The sequence below is a fragment of the Nocardia concava NBRC 100430 genome, from assembly GCF_000308815.1.
Lineage (GTDB): Bacteria > Actinomycetota > Actinomycetes > Mycobacteriales > Mycobacteriaceae > Nocardia > Nocardia concava.
Window position 1 is genome coordinate 76544 of the sequence record NZ_BAFX01000020.1, and the last position, 25740, is coordinate 102283.

30 protein-coding genes are annotated in these 25740 nt (G+C 64.5%); 15 read left to right on the top strand and 15 right to left on the bottom strand.

The genetic code is table 11. The features are described from left to right. Positions 1-44 precede the first annotated feature (44 nt). The 5 genes from ON43_RS05590 to ON43_RS05610 all read right to left on the bottom strand — a co-directional run bounded on the left by ON43_RS05590 (position 45) and on the right by ON43_RS05610 (position 7224). The gene (locus ON43_RS05590; RefSeq protein WP_040804270.1) at positions 45-317 is read right to left on the bottom strand and encodes a DUF6406 domain-containing protein; all 273 of its coding nucleotides are present in this window, start codon (positions 315-317) and stop codon (positions 45-47) included. 7 nt (positions 318-324) lie between these two features. Further along, a complete protein-coding gene (locus ON43_RS05595) occupies positions 325-1785 on the bottom strand; it encodes a calpain family cysteine peptidase (RefSeq protein ID WP_157513914.1) in 1461 nt (486 codons plus the stop codon). Beyond that, the gene (locus ON43_RS05600; RefSeq protein WP_373283396.1) at positions 1782-4550 is read right to left on the bottom strand and encodes an ATP-binding protein; all 2769 of its coding nucleotides are present in this window, start codon (positions 4548-4550) and stop codon (positions 1782-1784) included. Before ON43_RS05600 ends, ON43_RS05595 begins: the two co-directional genes overlap by 4 nt. 35 nt (positions 4551-4585) lie before the next feature. Beyond that, on the bottom strand, positions 4586-6358 hold the full coding sequence (locus tag ON43_RS05605; RefSeq protein ID WP_157513916.1) for a hypothetical protein: 1773 nt from the start codon (positions 6356-6358) through the stop codon (positions 4586-4588). A 533-nt stretch (positions 6359-6891) separates the two neighbouring features. Beyond that, positions 6892-7224, bottom strand: coding sequence for a cupin domain-containing protein (locus ON43_RS05610; protein ID WP_040804275.1), 333 nt, complete (start codon positions 7222-7224; stop codon positions 6892-6894). A 63-nt stretch (positions 7225-7287) separates the two neighbouring features. Here ON43_RS05610 and ON43_RS05615 point away from each other — a divergent pair, with 63 nt between their 5' ends. Then, positions 7288-8712, top strand: a complete 1425-nt coding sequence (locus ON43_RS05615; RefSeq protein ID WP_040804277.1) for an aminotransferase-like domain-containing protein — start codon at positions 7288-7290, stop codon at positions 8710-8712. Between the two features lies 1 nt (position 8713). Here ON43_RS05615 and ON43_RS05620 read toward each other — a convergent pair whose 3' ends face one another. Together ON43_RS05620 and ON43_RS05625 are read right to left on the bottom strand one after the other, a co-directional pair. Beyond that, a complete protein-coding gene (locus ON43_RS05620; protein ID WP_306304956.1) occupies positions 8714-10768 on the bottom strand; it encodes a M13 family metallopeptidase in 2055 nt (684 codons plus the stop codon). A gap of 89 nt (positions 10769-10857) precedes the next feature. Further along, the gene (locus ON43_RS05625; protein WP_040804280.1) at positions 10858-12906 is read right to left on the bottom strand and encodes a M13 family metallopeptidase; all 2049 of its coding nucleotides are present in this window, start codon (positions 12904-12906) and stop codon (positions 10858-10860) included. 314 nt (positions 12907-13220) lie between these two features. On the opposite strand from ON43_RS05625, the gene rplN reads away from it, so the two are divergent. From rplN to ON43_RS05645, 4 genes are read left to right on the top strand one after another with little or no spacing between them, the layout of a single operon-like run. Then, positions 13221-13589, top strand: coding sequence for a 50S ribosomal protein L14 (gene rplN, locus ON43_RS05630; protein WP_033090674.1), 369 nt, complete (start codon positions 13221-13223; stop codon positions 13587-13589). A gap of 2 nt (positions 13590-13591) precedes the next feature. Beyond that, the gene (gene rplX, locus ON43_RS05635; protein ID WP_040804283.1) at positions 13592-13906 is read left to right on the top strand and encodes a 50S ribosomal protein L24; all 315 of its coding nucleotides are present in this window, start codon (positions 13592-13594) and stop codon (positions 13904-13906) included. A 1-nt stretch (position 13907) separates the two neighbouring features. After that, entirely contained in the window at positions 13908-14474 is a 567-nt protein-coding gene (gene rplE / locus ON43_RS05640) for a 50S ribosomal protein L5 (protein ID WP_040804286.1), read from the top strand. A gap of 3 nt (positions 14475-14477) precedes the next feature. Further along, positions 14478-14663: a type Z 30S ribosomal protein S14 gene (locus ON43_RS05645; protein WP_029923637.1), complete on the top strand. Its 186-nt coding sequence runs from the start codon at positions 14478-14480 to the stop codon at positions 14661-14663. Positions 14664-14753: 90 nt separating this feature from the next. On the opposite strand, the gene ON43_RS05650 is transcribed toward ON43_RS05645, so the two are convergent. The 7 genes from ON43_RS05650 to ON43_RS05680 all read right to left on the bottom strand — a co-directional run bounded on the left by ON43_RS05650 (position 14754) and on the right by ON43_RS05680 (position 18857). After that, complete coding sequence (locus tag ON43_RS05650; protein WP_040804290.1) at positions 14754-15110, bottom strand: hypothetical protein; 357 nt, start codon at positions 15108-15110, stop codon at positions 14754-14756. Positions 15111-15262: 152 nt separating this feature from the next. Next, the gene (locus ON43_RS05655) at positions 15263-15883 is read right to left on the bottom strand and encodes a hypothetical protein (RefSeq protein ID WP_040804293.1); all 621 of its coding nucleotides are present in this window, start codon (positions 15881-15883) and stop codon (positions 15263-15265) included. Further along, on the bottom strand, positions 15880-16368 hold the full coding sequence (locus ON43_RS05660) for a hypothetical protein (protein WP_157513917.1): 489 nt from the start codon (positions 16366-16368) through the stop codon (positions 15880-15882). Before ON43_RS05660 ends, ON43_RS05655 begins: the two co-directional genes overlap by 4 nt. A 13-nt stretch (positions 16369-16381) precedes the next feature. Continuing rightward, positions 16382-17629, bottom strand: a complete 1248-nt coding sequence (locus tag ON43_RS42170; RefSeq protein WP_051177949.1) for a DUF6973 domain-containing protein — start codon at positions 17627-17629, stop codon at positions 16382-16384. Beyond that, entirely contained in the window at positions 17626-17940 is a 315-nt protein-coding gene (locus tag ON43_RS05670) for a hypothetical protein (protein ID WP_040804296.1), read from the bottom strand. The genes ON43_RS42170 and ON43_RS05670 overlap by 4 nt, the downstream gene beginning before the upstream one ends. Positions 17941-17942: 2 nt before the next feature. Next, positions 17943-18299, bottom strand: coding sequence for a YbaB/EbfC family nucleoid-associated protein (locus ON43_RS05675; protein ID WP_040804298.1), 357 nt, complete (start codon positions 18297-18299; stop codon positions 17943-17945). Between the two features lie 105 nt (positions 18300-18404). After that, positions 18405-18857: an SAM-dependent methyltransferase gene (locus ON43_RS05680; protein ID WP_040804301.1), complete on the bottom strand. Its 453-nt coding sequence runs from the start codon at positions 18855-18857 to the stop codon at positions 18405-18407. A 336-nt stretch (positions 18858-19193) separates the two neighbouring features. On the opposite strand from ON43_RS05680, the gene ON43_RS05685 reads away from it, so the two are divergent. The 3 genes from ON43_RS05685 to ON43_RS05695 all read left to right on the top strand — a co-directional run bounded on the left by ON43_RS05685 (position 19194) and on the right by ON43_RS05695 (position 21399). Continuing rightward, a complete protein-coding gene (locus tag ON43_RS05685) occupies positions 19194-20345 on the top strand; it encodes a helix-turn-helix domain-containing protein (protein WP_083913180.1) in 1152 nt (383 codons plus the stop codon). Then, a complete protein-coding gene (locus ON43_RS05690; RefSeq protein WP_040804304.1) occupies positions 20342-20536 on the top strand; it encodes a DUF397 domain-containing protein in 195 nt (64 codons plus the stop codon). Before ON43_RS05685 ends, ON43_RS05690 begins: the two co-directional genes overlap by 4 nt. 80 nt (positions 20537-20616) lie before the next feature. Continuing rightward, complete coding sequence (locus tag ON43_RS05695) at positions 20617-21399, top strand: LppU/SCO3897 family protein (protein WP_040804306.1); 783 nt, start codon at positions 20617-20619, stop codon at positions 21397-21399. A gap of 9 nt (positions 21400-21408) precedes the next feature. Here ON43_RS05695 and ON43_RS05700 read toward each other — a convergent pair whose 3' ends face one another. Further along, positions 21409-21942 (bottom strand): hypothetical protein, encoded by a 534-nt coding sequence (locus ON43_RS05700; RefSeq protein ID WP_040804309.1) that lies wholly within the window; start codon positions 21940-21942, stop codon positions 21409-21411. Between the two features lie 230 nt (positions 21943-22172). Between ON43_RS05700 and rpsH the strand changes: the two genes are divergently transcribed. The 7 genes from rpsH to ON43_RS05735 all read left to right on the top strand — a co-directional run. Continuing rightward, positions 22173-22571: a 30S ribosomal protein S8 gene (gene rpsH, locus ON43_RS05705; RefSeq protein WP_040804311.1), complete on the top strand. Its 399-nt coding sequence runs from the start codon at positions 22173-22175 to the stop codon at positions 22569-22571. A gap of 14 nt (positions 22572-22585) precedes the next feature. Continuing rightward, entirely contained in the window at positions 22586-23125 is a 540-nt protein-coding gene (gene rplF / locus ON43_RS05710) for a 50S ribosomal protein L6 (protein ID WP_040804314.1), read from the top strand. Between the two features lie 3 nt (positions 23126-23128). Then, a complete protein-coding gene (gene rplR, locus ON43_RS05715; RefSeq protein ID WP_051177953.1) occupies positions 23129-23536 on the top strand; it encodes a 50S ribosomal protein L18 in 408 nt (135 codons plus the stop codon). A gap of 31 nt (positions 23537-23567) precedes the next feature. Continuing rightward, on the top strand, positions 23568-24212 hold the full coding sequence (gene rpsE, locus ON43_RS05720) for a 30S ribosomal protein S5 (protein WP_040804317.1): 645 nt from the start codon (positions 23568-23570) through the stop codon (positions 24210-24212). Positions 24213-24214: 2 nt separating this feature from the next. Beyond that, positions 24215-24394, top strand: a complete 180-nt coding sequence (rpmD, locus tag ON43_RS05725; RefSeq protein ID WP_040804320.1) for a 50S ribosomal protein L30 — start codon at positions 24215-24217, stop codon at positions 24392-24394. Between the two features lie 2 nt (positions 24395-24396). Continuing rightward, the gene (rplO, locus tag ON43_RS05730; protein ID WP_051177955.1) at positions 24397-24840 is read left to right on the top strand and encodes a 50S ribosomal protein L15; all 444 of its coding nucleotides are present in this window, start codon (positions 24397-24399) and stop codon (positions 24838-24840) included. A gap of 153 nt (positions 24841-24993) precedes the next feature. Continuing rightward, on the top strand, positions 24994-25740 hold a 747-nt coding region (locus ON43_RS05735; RefSeq protein WP_040804323.1), incomplete at its 3' end, for a preprotein translocase subunit SecY.

Genomic DNA, 25740 nt, shown 5'->3' on the forward strand with positions numbered 1-25740 from the left:
GTCGCGATCGAATCGTTCGATGCGTCAACTCTCGGCCTGTGGCCTCACGAGACCCTCTCGATCGTTGCGACTACCCCGCGTGGAACAGCAGTGGGCTCTTCAATCTTGGTGACGGTCCAGGTGCCATCATCGAAGGTGAAAGTATCGCCCTCCGCGAGATCGAGCATCGTCGGCTGGCCACCGACCGACACGCTGAGTTGAAGGATCCGGCGGCCGTCTGGGTTAGCAAATGTTCCTCCAGAGACTCCAAAGCCGTTTGCTGTGGTGCTTGGGAACATCTTGCTGATGGTGACCGTCTCGGACTGGTCGTTGGTCATAAAGTCCTCACTTGAGTGTTGTGTAAAGTCCGTATCTGGTGCCATCCGGATTGTACTTGCGGTAGTACTCCAGGAAGGTCTGTGCGTTGATCGGCGGCGGAGTGTACTGCGCGCCCCACGGATTTCGCAGATGGATCCGGTCGCCATCGATTTTGGCAACTTCGTACGCGTGCTCAAACTCGAAGAACGGAAACGGGCGAGGCTCGGAGGGCGGACCTCCGCGGCTCCCGACGAGCACAGGCTTTCCATCGGATAGCTGATCGCTGAATTCTTTGAGAAGCGCTTGCGCGCCGTGCTTTTCGTCGGGGAAGCGCCGCACCTCGGCCTCCTCACCGATCATCCTGGCAAGGATGTTGGCTCGATCATATTCATTTGAACCCAGGTCAATTCGGTTATAGCCGAGAGGCGGTGAGTCTGGCGACGGAGGGCGCTTCGCGCCCTGCCGGTCGGCATCAACATCGGCTTTGCGGCCTTCGAATGCGCTGTCCTGCCAGTCTTGTTCCCACTCATTACGTTTGGCTTGATCCCAAGTTTGATCCTCGCCGGCGATGAGCTTCTCGTAGAGAGCTGGCCAGCTGCAGTCGGTGGGGCGGGAACCTGCGAGCTTGTCGGGATCGTTCAGTTTGAACGGAAGTTCGTTGCTGACGCGGTAGGTAGTGGTCTCGCCGGTGGGCGTGGCTACCGGATTCCAGGGTGTTGCAGGTTCCACCTGGTGGAGCGTGATGTCGAATGTGCCGTCGCCGCGGTCTACGACTGCGTTTTGGATGGCTTCGGGGCGGTGTCCGGCTACTGCGCCGAATGTGGAGATGATTCCGCAGTCGCCGACCTCGCCCTGGACTGCCTGCTCGCGGGTCGGGGGGCCGTCGAAGGCCGGCTTTTCGAAGGGGCGGTGTTCGACCTCGGGGATGTTGGTGTAGTAATCCTGTGTGATTGGGGGGCTGTCAATTTCGGTGACTTTGTCGGGTTCAGTGTCTGAGGGCTCCACCTGGTCGGCGTTGATGTCCGGTGGTGGGACCGGATTCGGGTCGGGAGATTCTGGGGTGGCTTCGGGCTTGTTGTCGGGCTCCGAGGGGGGAACGTCTTCAGGATGGTTGATTTCGTTCGGTTCGGTTGGCTGATCGCTCGGAGCTGTGGGGTCGTCCGGTACGAGGTCCTGGGGTTCGGTCCGATCCGCGGTGGAATTCGGTGGTTCTTCGAATGGGGCTGGTGGCTCGGCCCACTCGCCGTGGGCGGGGCTTGGCTCGGGGTGCTCGCGCTGGGCGGCGAGTATGCGTTGAGTTGCTGTGTCGGAATCGCTGAGAGTGGGGGAGGAATTCTCGGCTGCGTCCGATGACCGTTGTTCGTAGCGCATGAGACGTTGGGTCGGTGTCTCGGCTTCGGTGTCGGTGTCGGGCTTCTGTTCTGGACGGGTTGCAGGCTCTTCGTCGCTAGCGTCTACGGCCGGGGCGTTGGGGGCGTCGGCGCTCACCGGGCGGCTCCAGCGAGATCGAGGATGGCCAGGGGCCATTGGGTGGGTAGGTGCAGATGGGCGGTTGCCTGGTGGAGGCGTTGTGCGAGGGTGGTGGCGTTGGTCAGGGACGCGATCGCGGTGAGGATGAGAGGTGGTGTACCGCGGCCGGTTATGACGGTGGGTGCGGGGGACCAGGTGTCGGGGTGCGCCCGCAATTGGTGGAGTTGTTCGGCGGTGGTTGTGCCAGGGAGGTGCATTCCGCGTGCGGTCCAGGATCCGGTGTCGGGGTGGGGGCGGTCGGTGTCGGGGTGGCTGATGAGGGCGCGTTCGATGTCGGTCCAGCGGAACGGGCCGGCTTGCCAGCGGATCGACGGCTCATCGGTATGCGGGGGATTGCCGTCGAGCCAGGCGTCGGTGATGTGGTGCAGGTGGTCGGTGAGGGTTTCGGGTTGGTAGTGCGCAGAGATGCCCGCGTAGCGGGCGTCGATTCCGGTGCGGATGCGGTGAGCGAAGGCCGCACGGACGATCTCGCCGTCGACGTGTCCTACGAAGGCGTCGAGCCAGACCTTGGAGGGTATGGGGGCGGGCTCGCCGACCAGGTGGGCGATGATCAGGAGTTCCATCCCCACGATCAAGCGTGGATCGTCGGCGAGAAGACGGGCCTTCTCAAGGTCGCGCAGAATCAGTGGGTTCTCGGAAGGCGTTGTGGCGCCTAGTGAATCGACGGATTCGAGGTGCTCTCGCAGTGGGACCCGGATGCGTATGGGTCGGTCCATGCCGTCGGCGAAGATCGCGGCGCGGCCAGGAGGGAGCGAGACCACGTGGCGGGATTGGGCGTCATCGAGATTCATGGTGGCGCCGACCATGTCGCGGTCCTCGGCGGCGGGGAGACGGTGCACGATCTTGAGGGCGGTGTTCTTGATGACGTCGGGGCTGATCTTGGCGGGGATCTGTTCGGCCACGACCAATCCCTCACCATAGGACCGAATTTCGGCGAGCAGGGCGGTGAACAGCTCGACCGCGTGAGCGGCAGGGGTGCCTGGTTCGGCGCGTTTGAGCAACCGGTGGGCCTCTTCGATCACCGTGACGTGGCGTAAGGAGCCGGTGCCCGGATGCGTGCGCAGGTGTTCATAGATGCGGATCAGGATTGCCCCGATCAGGAAGGCCTTGTCGGAGTCGTTTCCGATGTCTTCGATCTCCAGTACGGCGTTGCGAGACAGCAGGTCTCCGAGATCCAATAGGTAGCCGCCTTCGAAGAACCTCCCCGGTGTCCCCAGCCGTAGGGAACCGATGCGCACGTCGATAAAACCGCGCACATTGTCGGTGATTTCGCGGCTGTAGCCGATTCCCTCCACGACGTCCAGCGCGATGCGTTGCAGGTCCCCGAGGCTCGGGTATTTGGGCGTGACGTCCTTCAAGGCTGATGCGCTGAGCATCGGATTCCAGCCGAGATCGGTGTAGCAGCGCAGTAGGGCGTGCGACAGGACCTGCGGGAAGGGTTCCACCGCGTCGAAGGCCGCCAGGAACAGGGCTCGGGTGAGGTCGATATGGGTTTGCAGAGGGAAGCCGGGTTCGGGTTCCAGCGGATTGATACCCACCGGAACCGCACCCGCATCGCCCGGCCGGATCACGGTGACAGGTGCGCCGATGCGTCCGGCCATCCCCGAGTACTCGGCCTTCGCCGGCTCGATGACGAGCCAAGGAATCATGTTGGTGTGCAATCCGTCCAGGAGGCGACGCACCGTTTGTGACTTGCCCGAACCGGTAGCGCCCGCTACAAAGGTGTGCCTGTTCAGCGTGTCGCGCGACACCGCGAACTCGCCGACCGCTCGATCGGCCGCGTCCAACACGTCGCCGACGGGAATGCCGTCGAACGCTGTGGTCTCGTTGCCGGTCTCGGGCGTTACATCGAACAGCGCCGGCTCGACGACCCGAACGCCGGGCAGCTCGCGACGCGGCGGGTGTGTCAGGGCCACAACGAGTTCCGCCGATGCGATAAAGGGGGATGTGAAGCCCGATTCGGTCGCGGGGATCGGATTTTCCCACGCCCGGAGCAGGGTCGCGGCCTCACCAGTGTGATTGGGGCGCAACGTATAGGGCAGCTGGTCGAGATCGACGGCGCTGCACAGTAATCCGGCGGCAGCATGCGCCGCCGCGTCGTCGGCCGCGCCCACGAGCACGTGCAGGTTCCACATGCCGGTCGACATGGCTCGCGAGAGTTCTCGATGCCGACCTTCGCCACGGGTGACCGCCAGCCGTGCCGGTTCCCAACCGGGGGAAGACCTCTTGTCCGACAGATCGATCTCGAGCCGCATGAGGTCTTCGTCGAGTGCGGCCGGACTGAGTGGCTCGGCGACGACCAGCCATGCGAAAGCCCCGGGCAGGTGGGCGATGTAGTCCTCGAATCCGCCGCGACCCGGTGCGGTGGCGCCGTCCGTGGGGGTCCACAGCGCGTCCGGTCGTCCTGTGCACCGGATCCAGGACAGCGAATCCCACTGTCGGGCTAGCTGCTCGGAATCGACGGGAATGCCCTGGCTGCCAGGCGGAAACAACAACGAGTCATCTTGCGCGACGGGGCAGTTCGGTCGTCCGCCGATGAGGATCCGGAAGTCGCGACTGCCGATCGGCCGGTCCCAGGCCGCGACGAACGCTCCACCGTCCTCGCGGCGAAGTCGCGCGTGCGCCGAAGTGATCGCGGCGAACAGCTGCGCTGAGATCCTTCCATCGATGTCGGCGACGGTCTCCGTGCCCGCGGTGGGTTGGGGCCGGGGTGTCACGACCATACGGTGAAACTCGAACCCCGCGAACATGTTCGCCGTCACCTCCACCGCTCGAGCGGTGTGGGGACCGCGGGGTGCGGTGGAATGTGGATCGGGGGAGCCGACGCGGTGGGAAGCTGCTGTGACGCCGTGGCACTGGACACAGGCCGAGCCGCAGCGCTCTGGTCGAGACGGCGCGGCTCCGCGGCGACCTTATCCAACAGCGCGATTGCCGGGTTCGCGTCTCCGGCGACGATCATGCGACCGGTCCGGTCGGTGTCGATCAAGATGAACGCGGTGGGCGGCAATCCCTGCAGGGTCGTCGGTTCCACCGTATACACGTAGGTCCGCTGCTGGGTCGTACCGGCAGTCGAGGAATCGGACGTGGACTCGGACACCGAGGTCGACCACGATGTTGTACGCGATGTCGAGGTGGAGGTCGAGCGGGATACCGACGCCACGCCGTCGATGAAGCCGCCGGAGTGACCCCGGTGAAAACCGACGGAATCGCTGACGCTCGTGGAATCGCCGCTGGTGTCGGAGGTTCCGTGGGTGAGCGTCTGGCCTGTTTGTTCGGTCAGCTGCGACAGTACGAACTGGTAGCCCTTACCGATGTAGTCCGCGCCCGCTGCCGCCTCGTTCGCATTGCCCATCCGCATCAGGATCGTCGCGCTGTCGGAGCCGCCGAGCAGTTTCACCGCGTCGTCGCGCAGATGCTCGAGCATCAGCACCAGCCGCACCCCGCATCGGCGCGCCTGCTTCGACAGGGTCTCGAGCGTGGTCAACCCGAGATGATCGGCACCGGCGACTACCAGCACATCACCCGCGGCGGCGCTTCCGGCCCTCAGCTCGTGCAGTACCCGCGCGACGACCATTCGGTCGAGAGCGTCCTTGCGGCGCGGATGCGGTGAGGCGGTGGTCAGCGTCGCCAGGCCGTCAGCGGGCCAAACCTGCATGGGATCGCCTGGCACGCCGTGGGTTTCGTCCTCTTTGAGTAGGCCGAGGATATTGCCGACCAACTGCAGCTCATCCGTCGCCCGCGAGGAGACCGCCAGCTTCTCCGCGACCGTCTTCAGCGCGTGCGTCTCGGTCGCGGTGAGAATCGATTCCGTGGCGGGATCGTAGAGACTGCGTACGGCCCGCACGCCCGCGTCGAGACGCGTGAACGTCAACGGCGCACCGAGTCTGGTCGCGACAGTGGTGATCAACTCGGCGTCCACGCTGTGCAGATCCACGGCGTCGTCCCGCCCGCCGCGCCTTGAGGCCACCGCCTCCGCGATCAATTCGGCCACCTCCGTCGCCGTCAACCCGGCGAGCAATCCGATCCGACCGGTGTCCCGGGGCAGGTCGACCGCGGTCACCGGATGACCCTGCAGAGCTGTGAACCCAGCCAACTCGCGAGCGATCACGTGTTCGGTGAAGTCCAGGACCAGCATTCCGGCGCCGCCGGACAGCATCGAAGCGCCGGCGGTCGCCAACAGGGCCGCCCAGCCGTCCGGCGTCCCGCCGAAGACGTCCACTCGCTGCGGCTTCGACTGTGGAAGCGCCGTCCGCCATTGCATGGCGGTGGAGACGCGGTGCCATTCACGACGATCGTGGTCGTCGATATGAGCCTTCCAATCCGCCTGTGCCCGATTGAATAGTGTGGCTTGCGTATCGTAGTAGCCTTGAAAATTGCTGCGCGCCTGGGCATAACGGTTGTTGTTCAGCAACAGGATGCTGCCGCCGATCGCCATCCCGGTCATCCCCACCACGAGTGCTCCGACCCCTGTGACCCCGGACAGCATGAGCGCGAGCACCAGCGCCCCGCCGGCCCAGACGCTGAACGTCACCCACGACCCGTTCGCCTTTTGTTTGAGGAAGGCAACCTGCGGCGGCAACGGTGGTTCTATCCACAAGGGCGGTTTCGTCGCGAACGGGCTCCGCACGGCCGGCGCGGGGGGTGTGTACTCGAAACCCCAACGCTCCCAAGGTACGAACAACCGCTCTGCCAGGCGAGAATCCTCAGAATTCTCGCCTCCGTCGAATGCGCGCAGGCGATCCAACGCAACCCCCGATATGCCACGCCCGGTCCTCCCGCCGCAGCTTGCCCGAGGGGATCCAGGACAACGTGGGTCGAGTCTATCGGTGATCCTGTGAACAAGACCAACATTTCGTCGGACATGGACGCGGGCGTCCGCGTGTTCCAGAACGGGCCCTCACTATGGAATCAACTGCCACACACAATAATTCCCATTCGTCCCTGTTATCGCATTTGTGCGTGTCCGGTGCGCCAGGGCTCCGGCGAAGTCGTGAATTGAGGGGATGACCTGCAGACCCGGGGTGTGTCGTTGGCGCGGGCACGGCTCCGGCCGATGTCGCGTGATCAGTTGCCGTATTGGGTGGTCTCGGGGCGTTCGATGAGGAGGACGTGGGCGGGTTCGTCGGCTATCGGGCGGTGGCGGACACCTTTGGGGACGGTGAAAAGTTCTCCGGCGGACAGGGTTACCGGGGGCTGATCTTCCAGTTCCAGGCGGAAGGTGCCATCCCAGCAGAGGAAGAGTTCGTCTTCGTCGTGGTGGTGCCAGGGGAATTCGCCGTGGATTTGGGCTACGCGGAGGACGGAATCGTTGACGCGGGCCAGTTCTCGCTGTTGGAAGGGGCCGGGGAGGGTGGCGATGGTGGCGGGGATGGAGACGGCGGTGGTTGTTTCGGTCATGGGTTAATCGTCGGCAGGCGGGGGTGGTGAGGGGAGGGCCAATCGGGGAGGATTGGTTCTGATATGGATCCAATTGAGGTGACGGAGCGGCTCGGGCGGTGGTCCTCGGGGCGGGGGCCGTTGTATGTGCTGTTGGCGGGGCGGCTGCGGCAGTTGATCGATGAGGGGGAGCTCGCGGCGGGGGTGGTGCTGCCGCCGGATCGGGTGTTCGCGAAACAGCTTGCGGTGGGGCGGAATACAGTGATCGCGGCGTATGACCTGCTGGCGTCGGAGGGGCGGATCGAGCGGCGGCAGGGGAGCGGTACCCGGGTCTGCGGGAGTGTGGTCGAGACCGCGAGCGACACCACCAGTGCGCCCATGTTCTTGAATCTGCTGGAGCCGCGGCCGGATCTGATCACGCTGGCCTGCGCGGCTCCGGAAGCGCCGCCGCGGGTCGTGATCGAGGCGTATGCCGACATGGTTCCCGCGCTGGCTGCCATGACGGCCGAGATCGGGTATCACCCTGCGGGTTATCCGCCGTTGCGGGCGGCCGTTGCGGAGCGGTATACCCGGCTCGGCGCGCCTACCGGGCCCGAACGGATTCTGATCACCAATGGGGGTCAGCAGGCGTTGTCGTTGCTGGCGCGTGCGTTCGTGCGGCCGGGGGACCGGGTGCTGGTCGAAACGCCTACGTATCCGGGCGCATTGGAGGCGTTTCACGAGGAGTCGGCGGTGTTGACCACGCTGCCGATCGGATTCGCGGGGTTCGAGGCGGCGGTGCGGGCCCGGCGGCCGGTTCTGGCCTACACGACTCCGACATTCCAGAACCCCACCGGTGCGGTGCTTTCCGGATTGCAGCGCCGCAGGATCGCGGAAGTGGCGGCGGTGCAGGGCATTCCGCTCGTTGCCGACGAGATCACGGCCGATCTGAGGTTTCCCGACGTCTCGGTGCCGCCGCCCCTGGCCGCCGACGCTGACGACATCATTTCCATCGGCTCACTGAGCAAGAACATCTGGGGCGGACTGCGAGTCGGCTGGGTTCGAGCCCCCGAGCCGGTGATCGCCCGCCTCACCCGCCTGCGCGCCGTCCACGACCTGGGTGGCAACCTGCCCGCCCAACTGGCCGCGACCACGCTTGTGCCCTGCATCGAATCCACGAGCACCCAACGCGCCGAACGACTTCGAGCTGGCCATGACCTATTGCGCGCGAAACTCGCTGCCGCCCTGCCGGAGTGGGAGGTGCCGCCGGTCACCGGCGGCCAAACGCTTTGGGTGCGACTGCCATACGGTGACGGCATCTCCTTCGCTCAGACCGCCCTCCGCCACGGTATCGCCATCCTCGCGGGCAATGGCCTCGATCCCACCGGCGGCAGCGAGGACCGCATCCGCCTGCACTTCCGGCATCCGGACGCGGTGCTGGAGGCGGCGGCCGAGCGGCTCGCGTCCGCGTGGCGGGCCTATCACCCGCCCGCGCGCCGCCTCACCGTGCCGCCGCCGCTCGCGATCTAGCTCAGAACGTGACGCGCTGATCCTCGGCCAGGAACAGCTTGTCGCCGTCCTTCACGCCGAAGGTCGCGTAGAACTCGGCCTGGTTTCGCACCGTTTGGTTGGCGCGGAATTCGTCGGGGGAGTGGCTGTCGTTGGCGATCAGGTTCTCGGTGTATTGGGGGGTTTGCTTGGAACGCCAGTTGCGGCCCCAGGATTCGAGCATGTCCTTGTAGGAGGGGTTTTCGACGCCGGCGCGCTTCTGGCTGATGCGGTAGGCGGCGAAGGCCATCTGTAGGCCGCGGTTGTCGGCGACGTTCTCGCTGAGGGTGAGGGTGCCGTCTACGTGGTGCGCCGGGTCCAGTCCTGCCGGGACCAGGCCCTCGTACTGGGCGGCGAGCTTCTTGGTGCGGTCGTCGAACTTGGCGCGATCCTCGGGGGTCCACCAGTCCTTCAGGTTGCCGTCTGCATCGTATTTGGAGCCCTGATCGTCGAAGCCGTGCCCGATCTCGTGCCCGATGACCGCGCCGCCCGCACCGTAGTTGACGGCCGGCTCGGCATTGGTATCGAAGAACGGCGGCTGCAAAAACGCCGCGGGGAAGACGATTTCGTTGTTGACCGGCGTGTAGTAGGCGTTCACCGTCTGCGGCGTCATGCCCCACTCGGTCTTGTCGACCGGCTTGTCCAGCTTGTCGAACATCTTCTTCGCGCCGAAGATGTTTGCGGCACGCAGGGATTGGACGAGCTGGCCGCGGGTGATCTTCAGCCCGCTGTAGTCCTCCCACTTGTCCGGGTAGCCGATCTTCACGCCCATCTTGCCGAGCTTCACCAGCGCGGCATCGCGGGTGGGCTGCGACATCCAGGTCGAGTTGGTGAAGTTGTCCTTGTAGGCCGCGATGAAGTCGGCGACCATGTCCAGCGCCCGCTGCTTGGCCTCCGGCGGGAAATGCTTTGCCACGTACAGCTTTCCGAGCTGCTCGCCGACCGTGTCGTCGACCGTGGAGATGGCGGACTTCCACCGCTCCGGCCGCTGCGTCAGCCCGCTCATCACGGTGCCGAAGAATTCGAAGTTGGCGTCGGAGATGGCCTTGGGCAGGAAGCGCGCGTACTCCCGCAGGACCGACAGCTTCAAATAGTCCCGCCACACCGCGATATCCACGTCGTGCCACAGCTGCGCGGCCGCGGTGATGTACGACGGCTCGGCCACGATCAGCGTCCCGAACAGGCTCTTGGGCCGATCGGTATTACCGGAAAGCCAAGGATCCCAATCGAATTGCGGACCCAGCGCCACCATGTCGTTCCACGACATCTTGTTGTAGGTGGCCTCGGTGTTGTGCAGCTTGATCTTGTCCCAGAAGCCGGCGGCGATCTTCGTCTCCAGATCCAGCACCCGCCCCGCCATGGCGACCGGATCGGCGAAACCCGCACCGGTGGCGATCTTCTCCAGGAAGGTCTTGTATCCGGCCAGCTTGTCGGCGTATTCGGGCTTGCGGTAGTACTGCTCGCTCAGCCCGATGCCGGACTGGCCGACCGAGGCGATGTGCGCGCTGGAGTTCTTGCGATCCACCGAGACCCCGAGCCCGATCAGCCCGCCGATCGGCAACTGGGCCATCACCTTGGCCAATTCCGGCTTGCCCGCGGCCTTGTCGATATCGGCGAACATCTCGTTCAGCGGCGTGATGCCCAGCTTCTCGATGGTGTCCAGGTCCAGCCGTGCGTCGTAGAGATCGCGGATCTGCTGTTCGGCGGTGCCGTCCTTGGGATCCTTGATGCCCTCGATGATCTCCTTGAGCTGCTGCAGCACCCGGTCGCCGACCTCGTCGAAGGTCCCGAACGACACCTTGTCCGCGGGCAGCGAATAGTCCTGCAGCCATTTGCCGTTGACGTACCGGTAGAGGTCGTCCTGCGGGCGCACCGCCGCATCGGAGCCGGACATGTCCGGCCCGGTGAGCTGGGTCGAGGCGACCGTGTTCTTCGAGTCGTGCCCGCACGCCGCCAGCGTGGCGACGGCCGGCGCGAGGCCCAGCGCGATCAGAAAACGGCGACGGTCCAGACCGGCCGGACGATCCGACGAACTCACAGGCACTACCTCTCCCCGAAGCTGCGATACCGACGCGAGGCTACCGGGGATGGCAGCCTCGCGCGGGATGTCGCGATCCTCGAGGGGCTTCAGAGGGTGACGCGCTGGTCCGGCGGCAGGTACTCCTTGTCGCCTTCCTTCACGTCATAGGTGGCGTAGAACTCGCCGAGGTTCTTCACCACCTGGTCGCACCGGAATTCCGCGGGCGAATGCGGATCGTTGGCGAGCTGGTTCTCCAGCGCCTCGTTCGTCATCTTGGTCCGCCAGGTGCGGCCCCAGGATTCGAACATCGGCTTGTAATCGGGAGTGTCCCGCCCATTGCGCTTCTCGACCATGCGATAGGCGGCCAGCGAAATCTCCAGCCCGCGCAGATCTGCCAGATTCTCACCCACGGTGAGTTCGCCGTTCACATGCTGATCGGCCGGCAGCCCCTCCGGCACCAGCGCGTTGTACTGGTCGATGAGCTGCTGCGTCTTGGCCTGGAACGCCGCCTTGTCCTCGGGCGTCCACCAGTCCTTCAGGTTCCCGTCCCCGTCGTACTTGGAACCCTGATCGTCGAATCCGTGCCCGATCTCGTGCCCGATGACCGCGCCGCCCGCGCCGTAGTTCACGGCGGGCTCGGCGTCGGGATCGAAGAACGGCGGCTGCAGGAACGCCGCGGGGAACACGATCTCGTTGCCGCTGGGGTTGTAGTAGGCGTTCACGGTCTGAGGTGGCATGCCCCATTCGGATTTGTCCACAGGCGTCCCCAGCCGGTCGAACATCCGCTTCGCCTCGAAAGTGTCGGAGGCGCGCAGGGATTCGATCAGCTTGCCGCGGATGACGGTGAGCTTGGAGTAGTCCTCCCACTTGTTCGGATAGCCGATCTTGGCGTCGATCTTCTCCAGCTTGGCGATGGCCGCCTCACGCGTGGGCGGCGACATCCATGTCGAATTCTTGAAGTTCTCCCGGTACGCGGCACGCAGATCATCCACCATCTCCAGCGCCCGCTTCTTGGCCTCGGGCGGGAAGTGCTTGTCCACGTACAGCTTTCCGAGCGCCTCGCCGACGGTGCCGTTCACCGTGGACACGGCGGCCTTCCACAGCTCCGGCCGCTCCTTGAGCCCCGACATCTCCTTGCCGAAGAAGTCGAAGTTGGGATCGGCGATGGCCTTGGGCAGATACGTCGCGAAGGCGCGCACCAGACCCAGCTTCAAATACTCACGCCAGGCAGCGATATCGACCTCCGCCCACAGCTGCGCGGCGCCGGTGACGAACGACGGCTCGCCCACGTCGATCTTGTCGAAGAGGTTCTTGGGTCGGTCGGTGGTGCCGGAAAGCCAAGGATCCCAATCGAATTGCGGGCCCAGCGCGGTCAGCTCCGCCCACGTCTTCAGGTTGTAGGTGGCGTCGGTGTCGCGCAGTTTGACGTTGTCCCAATGGAATCCGGCGATGCGCGTCTCGAGGTCGACGACCCGGTTCGCCAGCGCGGTCGGATCCGGGAACCCGGCCCCGGCCGCGATGCGCTGCATGTAGGTCCGGTACTTGGCCAGCTTGTCGGCGTATTTGGGGTCGCTGTAGTACTGCTGGTCCAGCCCGAGCCCGGCCTGTCCGATCGAGGGCAGGTAGGCATTGGAGTCCTTGGGATCGGGACCCACCCCGATGCCGATCAGACCCACGCCCGGCAGCCCGCCCATCACCTTCGCGAGATCGGGCTTGGCGGCGGCCTTGTCGATCTGATCGAAGAGATCCTGCAGCGGCGTCATGCCGAGCTTCTCGATCTCTTCCTTGTCCATCCGCCCGTCGTAGATATCGCGGATCTTCTGCTCGTTCGACCCGGCCTTGGGGTTGTGGATCCCCTCGATGATCTCCTTGAGCTGCTGCTCCACCCGCTCCTGCACCTCGTCGAAGGTGCCGAAGGACACCTTGTCCGGCGGCAGCTGATACTCCTTCAGCCACTTCCCGTTGACGAACCGGTACAGATCGTCCTGCGGCCGGATCGCCGGATCCGACCCGGACATGTCCGGACCGATCAGCGTCTTGGAGGCATTGGCCGTATCGGACTTCGTGGAACAGGCGGGCAGCACGGCCACGGCGGGCACCAGGCCCAGAGCGATCAGGAACTTGCGGCGATCGAGAGCAAGGCGCTCGGACGTCAACGCGGATCTCCTCTACCGGATAATCGGATAGCTCGGACGTTGCTCGCGCCGACGCTAGCGGCTGTGGCTGAGGAACGCCTGAATCCGCGCCCGCCGTTTATCCGCATCCCCCCGATTTGGGTCCGACCAGGGCGTTAGCTAGTATGGACCGGTTGCCTGCGGGAGCTATGCCCGCACTTCGGCCGCGAACCCACAGTGGTTGATCTCCAGCTTGGTGTGAAACCGCTGGCAGGCGTGCGTTTGAAGGGCAACTGACCATGCCCGTCGGGTCGGCAATCCGGCGTGCATTTCGTCCAGGTCTAGGAGGAGCTGAAGTGATTCAGCAGGAGTCGCGACTGCGCGTCGCCGACAACACGGGTGCGAAGGAAATCCTCTGCATCCGCGTTCTCGGTGGTTCGTCGCGTCGCTATGCCGGCATCGGCGACATCATCGTCGCCACTGTCAAGGACGCCATCCCCGGTGGCAACGTCAAGAAGGGCGAGGTCGTCAAGGCCGTCGTCGTGCGCACCGTCAAGGAGCGTCGTCGCCCGGATGGCTCGTACATCAAGTTCGACGAGAACGCCGCGGTGCTGATCAAGGCGGACAACGATCCGCGTGGCACCCGCATCTTCGGCCCGGTCGGCCGTGAGCTGCGTGAGAAGCGTTTCATGAAGATCGTCTCGCTCGCCCCGGAGGTGCTCTAACTATGAAGGTGCACAAGGGCGACACGGTCATCGTGATCTCGGGCAAGGACAAGGGCGCCAAGGGCAAGGTCATTCAGGCCTACCCGGCGACCGGCAAGGTCCTGGTCGAGGGCGTGAACCGCATCAAGAAGCACGTCGCGAACTCCGCGAACCAGCGTGGCGCCAGCTCGGGCGGCATCGTCACCCAGGAAGCGCCGATCCAGGCCTCCAACGTGATGGTCGTCGACTCCGACGGCAAGCCGACCCGCGTGGGCTACCGCACCGATGAGAACGGCAAGCGGGTCCGCATCTCCCGTCGCAACGGGAAGGACATCTGAGATGACTTCTACTGAGAACAAGGTGCAGCCGCGCCTGAAGCAGCGCTACCGCGACGAGATCAAGCCGGCGCTGAACAACGAGTTCAACTACGCCAACGTGATGCAGATCCCGGGCGTCGTGAAGGTCGTCGTGAACATGGGTGTCGGCGACGCCGCCCGTGACGCGAAGCTGATCAACGGTGCGGTCGCCGACCTCACCCTGATCACCGGCCAGAAGCCCGAGATCCGTAAGGCCACCAAGTCCATCGCGCAGTTCAAGCTGCGTGAGGGCATGCCGATCGGCGCGAAGGTCACCCTGCGCGGCGACCGCATGTGGGAGTTCCTGGACCGCCTGATCTCCATCGCGCTGCCGCGTATCCGCGACTTCCGCGGTCTGTCGCCGAAGCAGTTCGACGGCCACGGCAACTACACCTTCGGTCTCTCGGAGCAGTCGATGTTCCACGAGATCGACGTGGACAAGATCGACCGTCCGCGTGGTATGGACATCACCGTGGTGACCACCGCGACCAACAACGAAGAAGGCCGCGCGCTGCTCAAGGCCCTCGGCTTCCCGTTCAAGGAGAACTGATCCATGGCTAAGAAGGCTCTGATCAACAAGGCCAACGCCAAGCCGAAGTTCGCGGTGCGCGCCTACACCCGCTGCCAGCGCTGCGGCCGTCCGCACGCTGTCTACCGCAAGTTCGGCCTGTGCCGCGTGTGCCTGCGCGAGATGGCCCACCGCGGCGAGCTCCCGGGCGTCCACAAGTCGTCCTGGTGACTCACCGGTCCTCGTGACCGCATAACACCAAACCCGAAGGCCCCCACCGAGATCCGTCCCGGTGGGGGCCTTCGGCGTTCTGCTCGGCGCTCAGGCGCAGCCGGAGGTGAGGGTGTACGCGTATGCCTTGCCGTCGAACCCGTGCAGATACAGCACCCACGGGCTGCTGCCGCAGGACTTCTCCGACGCCTCGACCGAATACGGCAGTGGCCAACGCCGCGCTACGGAGTGCGGCGTGCCGTATTTCTCAATCAACTGCTGGTATTTCGGGCTTCCCTCCGGCGCATCCACACGGTTGTATCCGGTGTGCTCGAGATGCGGTGGCGGCGTGAACATCCAGCCCCACGACCCGTACTGCGCCTGATATACCAGTTCCGCCAGCCCTCCGGCGGCGAGCAGCGCAATCGAAAAGGCCAGCGCGGCAATCCCTACGATTGCCTTCCGCATTTGTCTCCCGGATAGTTGAGTTGGATCTATCGTCGGCATTCGCGCCGAGCTCACCGGCCAGTGTTGCCTCTGACCGGCGCTTCCGAATGCGCCCGCGTGGCCCGCCACCGCATCGCCTACCTACCGCGGCTGTCGAATGCGTTCGGCGTTCGTTACTTGATCTGCATCCAGAGCCACCAGCCGAGGTAGAGGTTGTCGAAGGAGTCGCCGGAGGCTTCGGCCAGCAGAGTTTGCTTGTCGAGTTCGAGGCCGTCGTAGGTGGCCAGGGCGTAGGGGGTGGAGGGGCCGCTGGGACGGAGCAATGCCATTGAGCCGCCGGGGGTTTCGCGCTCGCGGACGCGGGCCCAGTGGGTGTCGACGTAGCGCTTCAGGTCCGCGGGGTTGGCGAACTGAGTGAACCAGGTCGAGACGTCATGGTCGTCGAGGCAGGTGATCTGGCGAACCGGGACCGGATCGCCGGGTGATACCTGGATGGAGCCCACGGCCGAACAACGTGCCCCGAGAAAACCTTTGCCATCGGGCTGCTGGGGGATCACCGTGGAGAACGACGATGCGAGGTAGAAGTAGTCGCCCCACGACGGGGGCTGCGCGACCGGCTTGCGGTGCAGGTCGCGCTGGTATTTCCAGTAGAAACCGGCGGCGACGGCGAGGCTGACCGCGATCACCACGCTCAGTGCCGTGGAGACGATCAGTACCTTGAGTCCACGGGAGGGGGTCTGGGGCGGCCGCGGCAGGTAGGAGGGCGGCGTCCAGTACTCCGGTGGCGGGGTCATGCTGGTGCGAACCTAGGACCGCTGACCACCAACTGGGACTGCGGAGTCAGGGATACACCCACTCGTAGCGTGAGCGGCAAGGTATCACCGCGCCAGTGGACCTTCTGGACGGGGACATGGTCCTTGAAAAAAAGGTAATCCCCCTCGGGCACAGGCATCTTCACTCCAGGAAGACCGGACCAGCAATAGCCCGGTGTTTGAGCGATCCGGTTCAGCACGTCTTCATTGGTGTTCGAGCCCACGTCTGCCATGCTGTCCCAGCCATCGGTCCATCCGGCCGCCCGAGTGAGTTCCTCCATCCGTATCGGCTGCCCGGCATGCAGCGCGTTCCGCATTTCGGTGTAGAGCGCGGTACTCGATCCGAGCGGCTCACCCAATCCACCGAGGTCGAACTGTCCCGCGCATGACTTGTTGCTCGAACCATTCGTGATGTGGGAGCACGCGCCGACGATTGGAAGTAGCAGCGCGACCAGGGCGAGGCGCATAGATTTCATCCGCTTAGAACTTTCCACGAGGCAATGGAATGTCGGTCCCCGCGATGATGGCGGTAGTCGTCACGGGCACATTGCTCCTGGCCAGCTGAGGGGTCGAATCCGGTGTGGGCTGGGCTATGACTACCATCTCGCCGCGATCGATCGACTCGATGATCCTTGCCTTCAGTTCGTCAGGAGACGCACCAGGGTTGTCCTTTGCAATCTGGCGTCCTCGTTCGTTGTTAAAGAGGTCCATCGCCTCGCGAGCCGGCGGATTACCCGCACCCTTCTCATGCGCCGTCGTGTACTTCTTGGTCCAGTCTTCGCCGAACTCCTGGCTCATTCGCGCATTCCAATAGGTGTGGCGCAACGCATCCGCGTGACCATCGGCAAACGAATTGGGATTCTCCATCGTGTACTTGTTCGCGTTGGGATTGTCTGCGTTGCCGCCCAAGGCTTCCGCCTCGTTCTTGAGGTTGAAGAATTTCAGTGCGTTGGCAGGGTTTCCGCCTCTGAGCGGGTTGGCCAGCTCATCCAACGCATCGGCTTCCTCACCGGTCATCTCGATGGGTTCCAGATCGGGATACATCGTCCTGAGGATGTTCAGCAGCGTATTGTCCGGCCACAGCTTGGTGCCGCTCTCCGAATCATCCGTCTGGTAGTCCTGCAGGATTTGAGCCAGGCCCTCGTCGGCGGGCATCGCGACCACGGTCTTCTTCACGGAGTCGGTCAGCGTCTCGAGGCACCGCGCCACAGCCTGGGCGCCGAGCTTGTCGATCTCTTTGACGTCGTACAGCGCCTGTGTGAGATCGCTGGTCAGGGATATCTGTGCGGCCGTCTTCAGCGCGACCGCCGCGGCACCGTAGGGCGATGTACTGGTCGCTGTCTTCCAATTGGATTTGCGGGAGTACACGTCACCGGTGGTGTCCTTGTAGGCGAAGTCCCACTTCGACTCCTCGACCTCCTTGACCACGGAACGCAGTGTGGCGATCTTGGTCTCGAGTTCGTGATTCGCGTCGTCGATGGCGCGGGCCATGTTCTTGTACGAGTCCGCCGTGGCGTGCCCATCGGTTTTGAACTTGGTGGACATCCCGCGCGCGGCTTCCCCGGCCTTGTCTCCGAACCAGTCTCCCGATTTCTGCACCTTGTCGTCGGCGTTCGTGACTTCCTGCTCGACGGTGGTCGATGCCTGCTGCACTTTGGCGGCCACGAGGCTGAGGGCCGACAGGTCCCAGGCCAGGATCTCCGAGATCTTGAGCTTCTCGTCACTCATTTGATCGCCTTGAATGCCTCGACGTTGATCTCTTCCATTCTGTCGACGGAGTCGGCCGCCCCGTCCGTGGCCGCGGCGAACTCGCTCAGTCGCTTCAGATGCAGTGCGAGGACGCGGTCCATCGCCTTCAGCGATTCCTCGGTACGCGTTGCGAGATCGCATTTCGGCATCTTGCTTCGCGCCGATTCGCGATCGTTGATGGCGACCCCGGAGCGTCCTTCCGGCCCGGACTCCGCGAGTTTGGCGATGGCCCCTTCGGCAGTGCGCTGATCGGTGGCGAGCTGGCGCATCTTGGTGGTATCGAATTCCACGGCTAGATCCCGAACGTAATACGGTGCGACACAGGCTCTTCCCACTCCGGCGCGGCGGGAACGGGAGCCGCCGGAGCCTTCGCCCGGCGCTCGTTCTCCTCGAGTTTCGCGTGGACGCGACCGGCCTCCGCCTCGGCGCGCTGCCGGGCGGTGCGGTGGCACTGCACGATCACGCTCGCGAGCCGGTCCGCGTCGGCGCTCATGGCGTAGGGGGAAATCCGCAGATCGGTGATCGCTCCGTAGGCGTCGGACTCGACGATGACCAGCCCCTCCGACGCCTGCGCCCGTCCTCGAACCTGAAGGATCGCGTCATCGACCTGTTTGATCCGCTCGGCCAACAGTTCCGCGTCGTCGCCCATTCGACCCCCGTCATCAGCGTATGTTCGGCACCCGCAACAGATCTGCGAGGCAGCACAGACCCTAACGAATCCGGCAAGTACACGGCAACAGTCGGTGACCGTGTCTCAGTCGGTGAATGTGGATCCCAATTCGATCGGCCGGATGGGGTGTTGTGGGTCGTCGGTGTCGATGAAGAGTTGGCCGGATGGGTTGAGGGCGGCGGCGATTCGTGCGAGCGCCAGTTTGCCGGCTGAGGGGTGGCGGCCGTCGAGTGCGCCTACTCGGACCGCGAAGGCCAGGTCGAACGGGGGCTCGTCGGGGTGTAGGGCGAAGTCTTCGATGGCGGAACGGCGCACACTCATACGGCCCGAGGAGATCTCGGCCGCCGATCCTGCCTCGGCCTGGGCGACCGCCTTCGTGGACCGGTCGATGGCGAGAATATGGCCGGTGGTGAGGCGGTTCGCGATGGCGCGGGCGGCAGCGCCGGGGCCGCAACCGATCTCGAGTATTCGCAGGTGCGGTTCGAGGGGGAGGGCGTCCACGATCGCGGCCAATCGCGGTGACAGACCATCGGCCATGGAAAGCAGCCTATCGCTGCTCGTCACGAAGCCGGAGTAGTTGGGTGAGCGCACTGCAATCGGCGCTGGTATGTCCGCGACCGGGCGTGCAAGCTCCATGCCGCGCGAGCAGCGCGCGCATTTCGAGAACGGTCAGCGGCCGCGTCACCGGAATCCGGTAGTGCGAAATCGCGGAGTACACACCGTCACCCGGCCCGGTGTCGCCCATGCCTGCGGTGCCGGTTGTGCAACGGGACGCGGGGAAAATGGTGTCCGCCCGCGACGAGGAGCGCGTCACTCGCCGCGGGCGGTGTCGGGGAGGGGTCGGCGGAGACGCTCCAGTGCACAGTCGCGACTATGAGCGCGAACGACAGCGCGATCAATACCAATGACCAAGTGTCCAAAACCATTACAACCATCTCCTCGTCGATGGTGTTCCGGGAGAGCGGATTCGGTGATGGCTCGGATGCGCGCCGTCCATGCCTGGTGCCCAGTAGACACCTCGGAATGCCTTCGCGGAACTTAGAATGGCTTGATTACAGAAGATCCACCGGAATTGCATTGCGGAACGTTTCATCGCGAATCAACCCAGATAGCGAGAGTAACGAAATGACTGGATCTACCATCCCCAGAAGGGCATTCGGTCGCTTTCTCAGAACTCTTCGGGAGCGGGCGCAGAAGAGCATGCTGACAGCCGGTCTGGCGATCGATGTCTCGCCACCGACAATCCTGCGGATCGAGGACGGCCTGCCGTCGAAGATCTCTACGCCGCAAGTGGAGAAGCTGCTCGACATCTATCAGGCGACGCCGACCGAGCGCGCGGAGGCGCTGGAGATGTGGGAAGTCGTCAAGCAGCAGCACAAGTTGGCCAAGGCGCAGGGTACGAGCAAGGGTTGGTGGCAGGGCTACAGCGACGTCTACAAGACCTACTTCGATCACTATCTGCGGCTCGAGGCGGCGGCGACGCAGATGACCTCCCATCAACTGGTTCTCGTGCCGGGCATCCTGCAAGCTCCGGAGTATCGTCGCGCGATCATCCGAGCCACGGTCCCGGAACTGTCGGCGGTCGATACCGAGCGGCTCTTGGAGCTGGCCGCTCGGCGGCAGCAGCGCCTGCTCACCGATGACCTGAACCTCATTGCACTCCTGTCGGAATCCGTGCTGCTGCATCAACCGGGAGGCTCGGCGGTATTGGTCGATCAGCTCGTGCACCTCGCCGAAATCGGTGAGCGCCAGAATGTTTCGATTCACGTTGTCCGCCATGACACCGGCATGCATCCGGGGCTGGCCGTCCAATCGTTCACACTCCTCGAATTCCCGCCCATGGCAAATAGATTGGTTGAACCGCCGGTGGTCTACACCGAGGGTGCGGAAGGTGCCCTCTATCTCGAGCGAAAGGACGTGATCGATCGCTACAGAAGCGCGATAGCGGGGATGCGAGCGGTAGCGTTGAGTGAAGAGGCCACCAGGGATCTGGTGTGGAGGACGGCGAGGGAGCACTCAGCATGATCACGAATCCGCCGACGGGCCAGTGGTTCAAGTCCAGTCGATCCGCTCAGGCCAATGAGTGTGTCGAGGTATTTCTCGCGGACGAGCGTGTCGGAGTCAGGGACAGCAAAGCCCTTGGGCTGGGGCCGGAACTGTGGTTCCCGGCAGACCAGTGGGATGTCTTCCTCGCCAGCGGCGTCTGGGAGCGCTGAGCCGCTCGATTGGTTCTCGCCGCACCGGGACGCTACCGTGACCACTCGTCCGAAATGGGTGGTTACGGGGAGGGTTCCGGATGCGTTGGGCGGTTGCGGTTTCGGCGTTGCTGTTGGCGCTGTTCACCAGTGGGTGTGGGCTGATCGGGGGTGGCTCCGATGCCGTGCAGGCGGGGGATTGCCTGAAGAAGAGCGGCGAGGACGGGTTCGACAAGGTGTCGTGTTCCGGATCGGATGCCGGGTTCGTGGTGCTGGATCGGGCCGGGAGCGGCAAGGCGCACGAGCGGTGTGTGGATGTCGCGGGGACCGAATACGTGTACACGGACAAGGGCAAGGGCTCGATCTGCGTGGGCGTCAAGGGCGCGGACCCGGCGCGCGCCGCGAACGCCGCCCAGAAGGGCGATTGCCTCACCGACACCGCGGGCAACAACCCCCAGAAGACGACCTGCACCGACCCTACCGCCGTCTACCGCGTCCTCGACCGCCTGGACACCACCGAATTCATGCCCGACGCTGCCTGCAAGAAGGTCGCGGGCACGCAGACCACCTACAGCTATATCTTGAAGGCCAAGAAGGGCATCGGATCCTTCGGCACCGGCGTCGTATTCTGCCTGATCGCAAAGGATTCCGACGCCACCCGCACCATCGACAACGCCAAGGTCGGTGATTGCCTGAAGAAGACCGGCGCGAACGACGTCGAGATCACCGCCTGCTCGAGCCCCGACGCCGACTACAGGATCCTCAGCTCCCAACTCGACAAATCCCTGTGCGACAAGGTCTCCGGCACCATCGCCACCTACACCTACCAGCGCCCAGGCGGTCTAGCCTTCCCCGACGTCTACTGCCTCGGCTCCGCCCACTGAGCGTCGGCGTCACGAGCAGGCGTCGAGGGCGGCGTCTCGGGCGGTGTAGTAGCGGTCCTGGGCGGAAAAGAAGGCGTCCTTGTTGCCGGCGCCCTGGGAGAGGTTCGACATTTCGGTGCCGAATGCTGTTGCGGCTTGGGCGTATTCGGTGAGGGTGGAGGAGAAGGCGGCGGGGGTCTGGTTTCTGTCGAGGGCGTTGCCGACCTTGGTGCCGACCGCGTTGAGGGCGGTCGCGGCGTCGGTGAGGGCGGTTTTGGTGGCGTCGTGGTCGGCGTCCTCGTCGAGGCGCTTCTTGACGGTGTCGAGTTTGAATTTGGCGTCGAGTGCGCCGGTCAGGAAGGCCGCGCAGACGTCGCCCTTGCTGTTGGCGGCCGCGCTGGCGGCGGCCGCGGAGCTGGAGACGCTGGCGACCGAGGAGCGGTAGGAGGTGACGTCGGCTTGGTTGGCCACGCCCTGCCCGTCGATCGTGGTGGAGCAGGCCACCGCCGTGAGACCGGCGGTCACGGACGAGATGGCGAGAATTACTCCGATGACACGTTTCACAGCTCCTCCTCGGCCCCCGATTTGGTCGCTGATCTGCAGTTGTCTACACTAGACCGGTTGCTCGGGCACAGTTGTGTCCGCACGCGTCTCTCGCGTGTGGCGGTTGTCCGGGCGCAAGTGCTCAATCCGGTCGGGCAACCCCGGCTGGACCGCCCCTATTTGTCGTAGGCCCACGACCGCCCTTTGACGGTGCTGAATGGGAACCGCGGCGAGAGAGGTAACGGTCAAACATGACCATGACTGATCCCATCGCAGACTTCTTGACCCGTCTGCGCAACGCCAACTCGGCGTACCACGATCAGGTGAAGGCTCCGCACTCGAAGCTCAAGGTGAACATCGCCGAGATCCTCAAGCGCGAGGGCTACATCGCCGACTACCGCGTCGAAGACGCCACCGTCGGCAAGAACCTGATCGTCGACCTGAAGTACGGCCCCTCCCGTGAGCGCTCCCTGCAGGGTGTGCGCCGCGTGTCGAAGCCGGGTCTGCGGGTTTACGCGAAGTCCACCAACCTGCCCAAGGTGCTCGGCGGCCTCGGCGTGGCGATTATCTCCACGTCCTCCGGTCTGCTCACTGACCGTCAGGCCAAGCAGCAGGGCGTGGGCGGCGAAGTCCTCGCCTACGTCTGGTAAGGGAGGTAGGAACAATGTCGCGTATCGGTAAGAAGCCGATCCCGGTTCCCGCCGGCGTCGAGGTGACCATCGACGGCCAGAACGTGACGGTCAAGGGTTCCAAGGGCACCCTGTCCCACGTTGTCGCCGAGCCGATCACCGTCACCCGGTCGGAGTCCGGTGAGCTCGAGGTCGTTCGTCCGAACGACGAGCGTCAGAACCGCTCGCTGCACGGCCTGACCCGCACCCTGATCAGCAACATGATCGAGGGTGTCACCAAGGGTTACGAGAAGAAGATGGAAATCTTCGGCGTCGGTTACCGCGTGCAGGCCAAGGGCTCGAACCTCGAGTTCGCCCTGGGCTACAGCCACCCGGTTCCGGTCGACGCCCCCGAGGGCATCACCTTCGCGGTGGAGTCCCCGACCAAGTTCTCGGTGTCCGGCATCGACAAGCAGAAGGTCGGCCAGATCGCCGCGGTGATCCACGGCCTGCGTAAGCCCGACCCGTACAAGGGCAAGGGCATCCGCTACGCCGGCGAGGTCGTTCGCCGCAAGGTCGGAAAGACGGGTAAGTAAGCCATGGCACAAACCGAAAAGCAGAAGGCCGCTCGCAAGCCGATCGGCACCGACGCCTCGACCGCGCGCCGCCTGTCGAAGACGCGTCGTCACTTCCGTCTGCGCAAGAAGATCGCAGGCACCACCGAGCGTCCGCGCCTGGTGGTCAACCGTTCCTCGCGCCACATCCACGCTCAGCTGATCGACGATTCCATCGGCAAGACCATTGCCGCGGCGTCGACCATCGAGGCCGATGTGCGTGCCGTCGACGGTGACAAGTCCGCCAAGGGCGCCAAGGTCGGCGAGCTCATCGCCGCCCGCGCCAAGGCTGCCGGCGTCGAGGCGGTCGTGTTCGACCGTGGTGGTCACGACTACCACGGCCGTATCGCGGCGCTCGCCGATGCCGCCCGTGAAGGTGGGCTGAAGTTCTGATGATCAACTCTGCGAACGAAGGGAACGTCTGATGCCGGGACGTCAGCGGCGCGACGGCGGAAACAACGGTCCCGCCGGACAGAATGGTGGCAACAACGACCGCGATCAGCGTGGTGGCGGCCGTGGCCGTCGCGACGACAATCGTCGGGACAATGCCGCCGAGAAGAACCAGCTCGAGCGCGTCGTCGCGATCAACCGCGTCTCCAAGGTCGTGAAGGGTGGTCGTCGCTTCAGCTTCACCGCCCTCGTGATCGTCGGTGACGGCAACGGTCTGGTCGGCGTCGGCTACGGCAAGGCCAAGGAAGTTCCCGCGGCCATCCAGAAGGGTGTCGAAGAGGCTCGCAAGAACTTCTTCCGCGTTCCGATGATCGGCTCCACGGTTACCCACCCGGTTCAGGGTGAGGCCGCGGCCGGTGTCGTCATGCTGCGTCCGGCTTCGCCCGGTACCGGTGTGATCGCCGGTGGCGCCTGCCGTGCCGTGCTCGAATGCGCCGGCATCCATGATGTTCTGGCCAAGTCGCTCGGTAGCGACAACGCCATCAACGTCGTGCACGCCACCGTGGCTGCCCTCAAGCAGCTGCAGCGTCCCGAAGAGGTCGCGGCCCGTCGTGGCCTGCCCCTCGAGGACGTCGCCCCGGCCGGCATGCTGCGTGCGCGCGCGGGACAGGGAGTCTAGATATGGCACAGCTGAAAGTGACCCAGGTCAAGTCCAGCATCGGCGCCAAGGCGAATCAGCGCGAGTCGCTGCGCACCCTCGGGCTGCGCAAGATCCGCCAGTCCGTGACGCGTGAGGACAACGCGCAGAACCGCGGCCTGATCAACGTCGTGCGCCACCTCGTGGAAGTTGAGGAGGTCTAAGCATGACCATCAAGTTGCACCACCTGCGTCCTGCCCCCGGCGCCAAGACCGAGAAGACCCGTGTGGGTCGCGGTGAGGGTTCCAAGGGCAAGACCGCGGGCCGCGGTACCAAGGGTACGAAGGCTCGCAAGAATGTCCCGGTCCGCTTCGAGGGCGGTCAGATGCCGATTCACATGCGTCTGCCCAAGCTCAAGGGCTTCACCAACCCGTTCCGCACCGAGTACCAGGTCGTGAACGTCGGTGACATCGCCCGCGTGTTCCCCGAGGGCGGCACCATCGGCAAGGCCGAGCTCGTCGCCAAGGGCCTCGTTCGCAAGAACGAGCTCGTGAAGGTGCTCGCCGAGGGCGAAATCGCTGTGGCCGTGCAGGTTTCGGCGGACAAGTTCTCCGGCTCCGCCAAGGAGAAGATCGTCGCGGCCGGTGGCACTGCCACCGAGCTGGCCTGACGGTAACCTGAAATAGCAATGGCACCGGGCGAGTCGCGAGCTCGCCCGGTGTCGCTGTTAGAGTTCAAGTGTTGTCTGCCAACACCGTCATGGTTCTCGGCGTAATCATCGCTGAATCCGTGGCCTGACCCATGTCGTTAGCCAGGAGGATCTGTGCTTTCCGCCTTCGTGTCGGCTTTCCGGACCCCGGACTTACGGCGGAAGATTCTCTTCACGCTGGGACTGATCGCGCTCTACCGGCTCGGTGCGTCGCTGCCGTCGCCGGGCGTCAGCTACAAGAACGTTCAAGAGTGCGTCAAGATCGTCAACGGCGGTGATTCCGCCGGTATCTACCAGCTCATCAACCTGTTCTCCGGTGGTGCGCTGCTTCAGCTTTCGGTGTTCGCGATCGGCATCATGCCGTACATCACGGCGAGCATCATCATCCAGCTGCTGACCGTCGTCATTCCTCGATTCGAGGAACTGCGCAAGGAAGGCCAAGCGGGTCAGAACAAGATGACCCAGTACACGCGATACCTCTCTATCGCGTTGGCCGTGCTGCAGTCGACCGGCCTGGTCGCGCTGGCTTCCCGTGGTCAGCTGCTGCGCGGCTGCCCCAAGGACATTCTCGACGACACCTCGATCTTCGGCATGATCATCATCGTGCTGGTCATGACCTCGGGCGCGGCCCTGGTCATGTGGTTCGGCGAGCAGATCACCGAACGCGGCATCGGTAACGGCATGTCGCTGTTGATCTTCGCGGGCATCGCGGCCCGTATCCCCTCGGAGGGCAAGCAGATCTACGACAGCCGCGGCTGGATCACCACCGCGCTGGTCGCGGGCGCCGCGCTCGTGGTCATCGTCGGCGTCATCTTCGTCGAGCAGGGTCAGCGCCGGATTCCGGTGCAGTACGCCAAGCGC

Coding starts and splice junctions, on each gene's coding strand:
- ON43_RS05590 (WP_040804270.1), bottom strand. CDS start 317: ATGACCAACGACCAGTCCGAGACGGTCACCATCAGCAAGATGTTCCCA.
- ON43_RS05600 (WP_373283396.1), bottom strand. CDS start 4,550: ATGGTCGTGACACCCCGGCCCCAACCCACCGCGGGCACGGAGACCGTC.
- ON43_RS05610 (WP_040804275.1), bottom strand. CDS start 7,224: ATGACCGAAACAACCACCGCCGTCTCCATCCCCGCCACCATCGCCACC.
- ON43_RS05615 (WP_040804277.1), top strand. CDS start 7,288: ATGGATCCAATTGAGGTGACGGAGCGGCTCGGGCGGTGGTCCTCGGGG.
- rplX (WP_040804283.1), top strand. CDS start 13,592: ATGAAGGTGCACAAGGGCGACACGGTCATCGTGATCTCGGGCAAGGAC.
- rplE (WP_040804286.1), top strand. CDS start 13,908: ATGACTTCTACTGAGAACAAGGTGCAGCCGCGCCTGAAGCAGCGCTAC.
- ON43_RS05645 (WP_029923637.1), top strand. CDS start 14,478: ATGGCTAAGAAGGCTCTGATCAACAAGGCCAACGCCAAGCCGAAGTTC.
- ON43_RS05650 (WP_040804290.1), bottom strand. CDS start 15,110: ATGCGGAAGGCAATCGTAGGGATTGCCGCGCTGGCCTTTTCGATTGCG.
- ON43_RS05655 (WP_040804293.1), bottom strand. CDS start 15,883: ATGACCCCGCCACCGGAGTACTGGACGCCGCCCTCCTACCTGCCGCGG.
- ON43_RS05660 (WP_157513917.1), bottom strand. CDS start 16,368: ATGCGCCTCGCCCTGGTCGCGCTGCTACTTCCAATCGTCGGCGCGTGC.
- ON43_RS42170 (WP_051177949.1), bottom strand. CDS start 17,629: ATGAGTGACGAGAAGCTCAAGATCTCGGAGATCCTGGCCTGGGACCTG.
- ON43_RS05675 (WP_040804298.1), bottom strand. CDS start 18,299: ATGGGCGACGACGCGGAACTGTTGGCCGAGCGGATCAAACAGGTCGAT.
- ON43_RS05680 (WP_040804301.1), bottom strand. CDS start 18,857: ATGGCCGATGGTCTGTCACCGCGATTGGCCGCGATCGTGGACGCCCTC.
- ON43_RS05685 (WP_083913180.1), top strand. CDS start 19,194: ATGAGCGCGAACGACAGCGCGATCAATACCAATGACCAAGTGTCCAAA.
- ON43_RS05690 (WP_040804304.1), top strand. CDS start 20,342: ATGATCACGAATCCGCCGACGGGCCAGTGGTTCAAGTCCAGTCGATCC.
- ON43_RS05695 (WP_040804306.1), top strand. CDS start 20,617: ATGCGTTGGGCGGTTGCGGTTTCGGCGTTGCTGTTGGCGCTGTTCACC.
- rpsH (WP_040804311.1), top strand. CDS start 22,173: ATGACCATGACTGATCCCATCGCAGACTTCTTGACCCGTCTGCGCAAC.
- rplF (WP_040804314.1), top strand. CDS start 22,586: ATGTCGCGTATCGGTAAGAAGCCGATCCCGGTTCCCGCCGGCGTCGAG.
- rplR (WP_051177953.1), top strand. CDS start 23,129: ATGGCACAAACCGAAAAGCAGAAGGCCGCTCGCAAGCCGATCGGCACC.
- rpsE (WP_040804317.1), top strand. CDS start 23,568: ATGCCGGGACGTCAGCGGCGCGACGGCGGAAACAACGGTCCCGCCGGA.
- rpmD (WP_040804320.1), top strand. CDS start 24,215: ATGGCACAGCTGAAAGTGACCCAGGTCAAGTCCAGCATCGGCGCCAAG.
- rplO (WP_051177955.1), top strand. CDS start 24,397: ATGACCATCAAGTTGCACCACCTGCGTCCTGCCCCCGGCGCCAAGACC.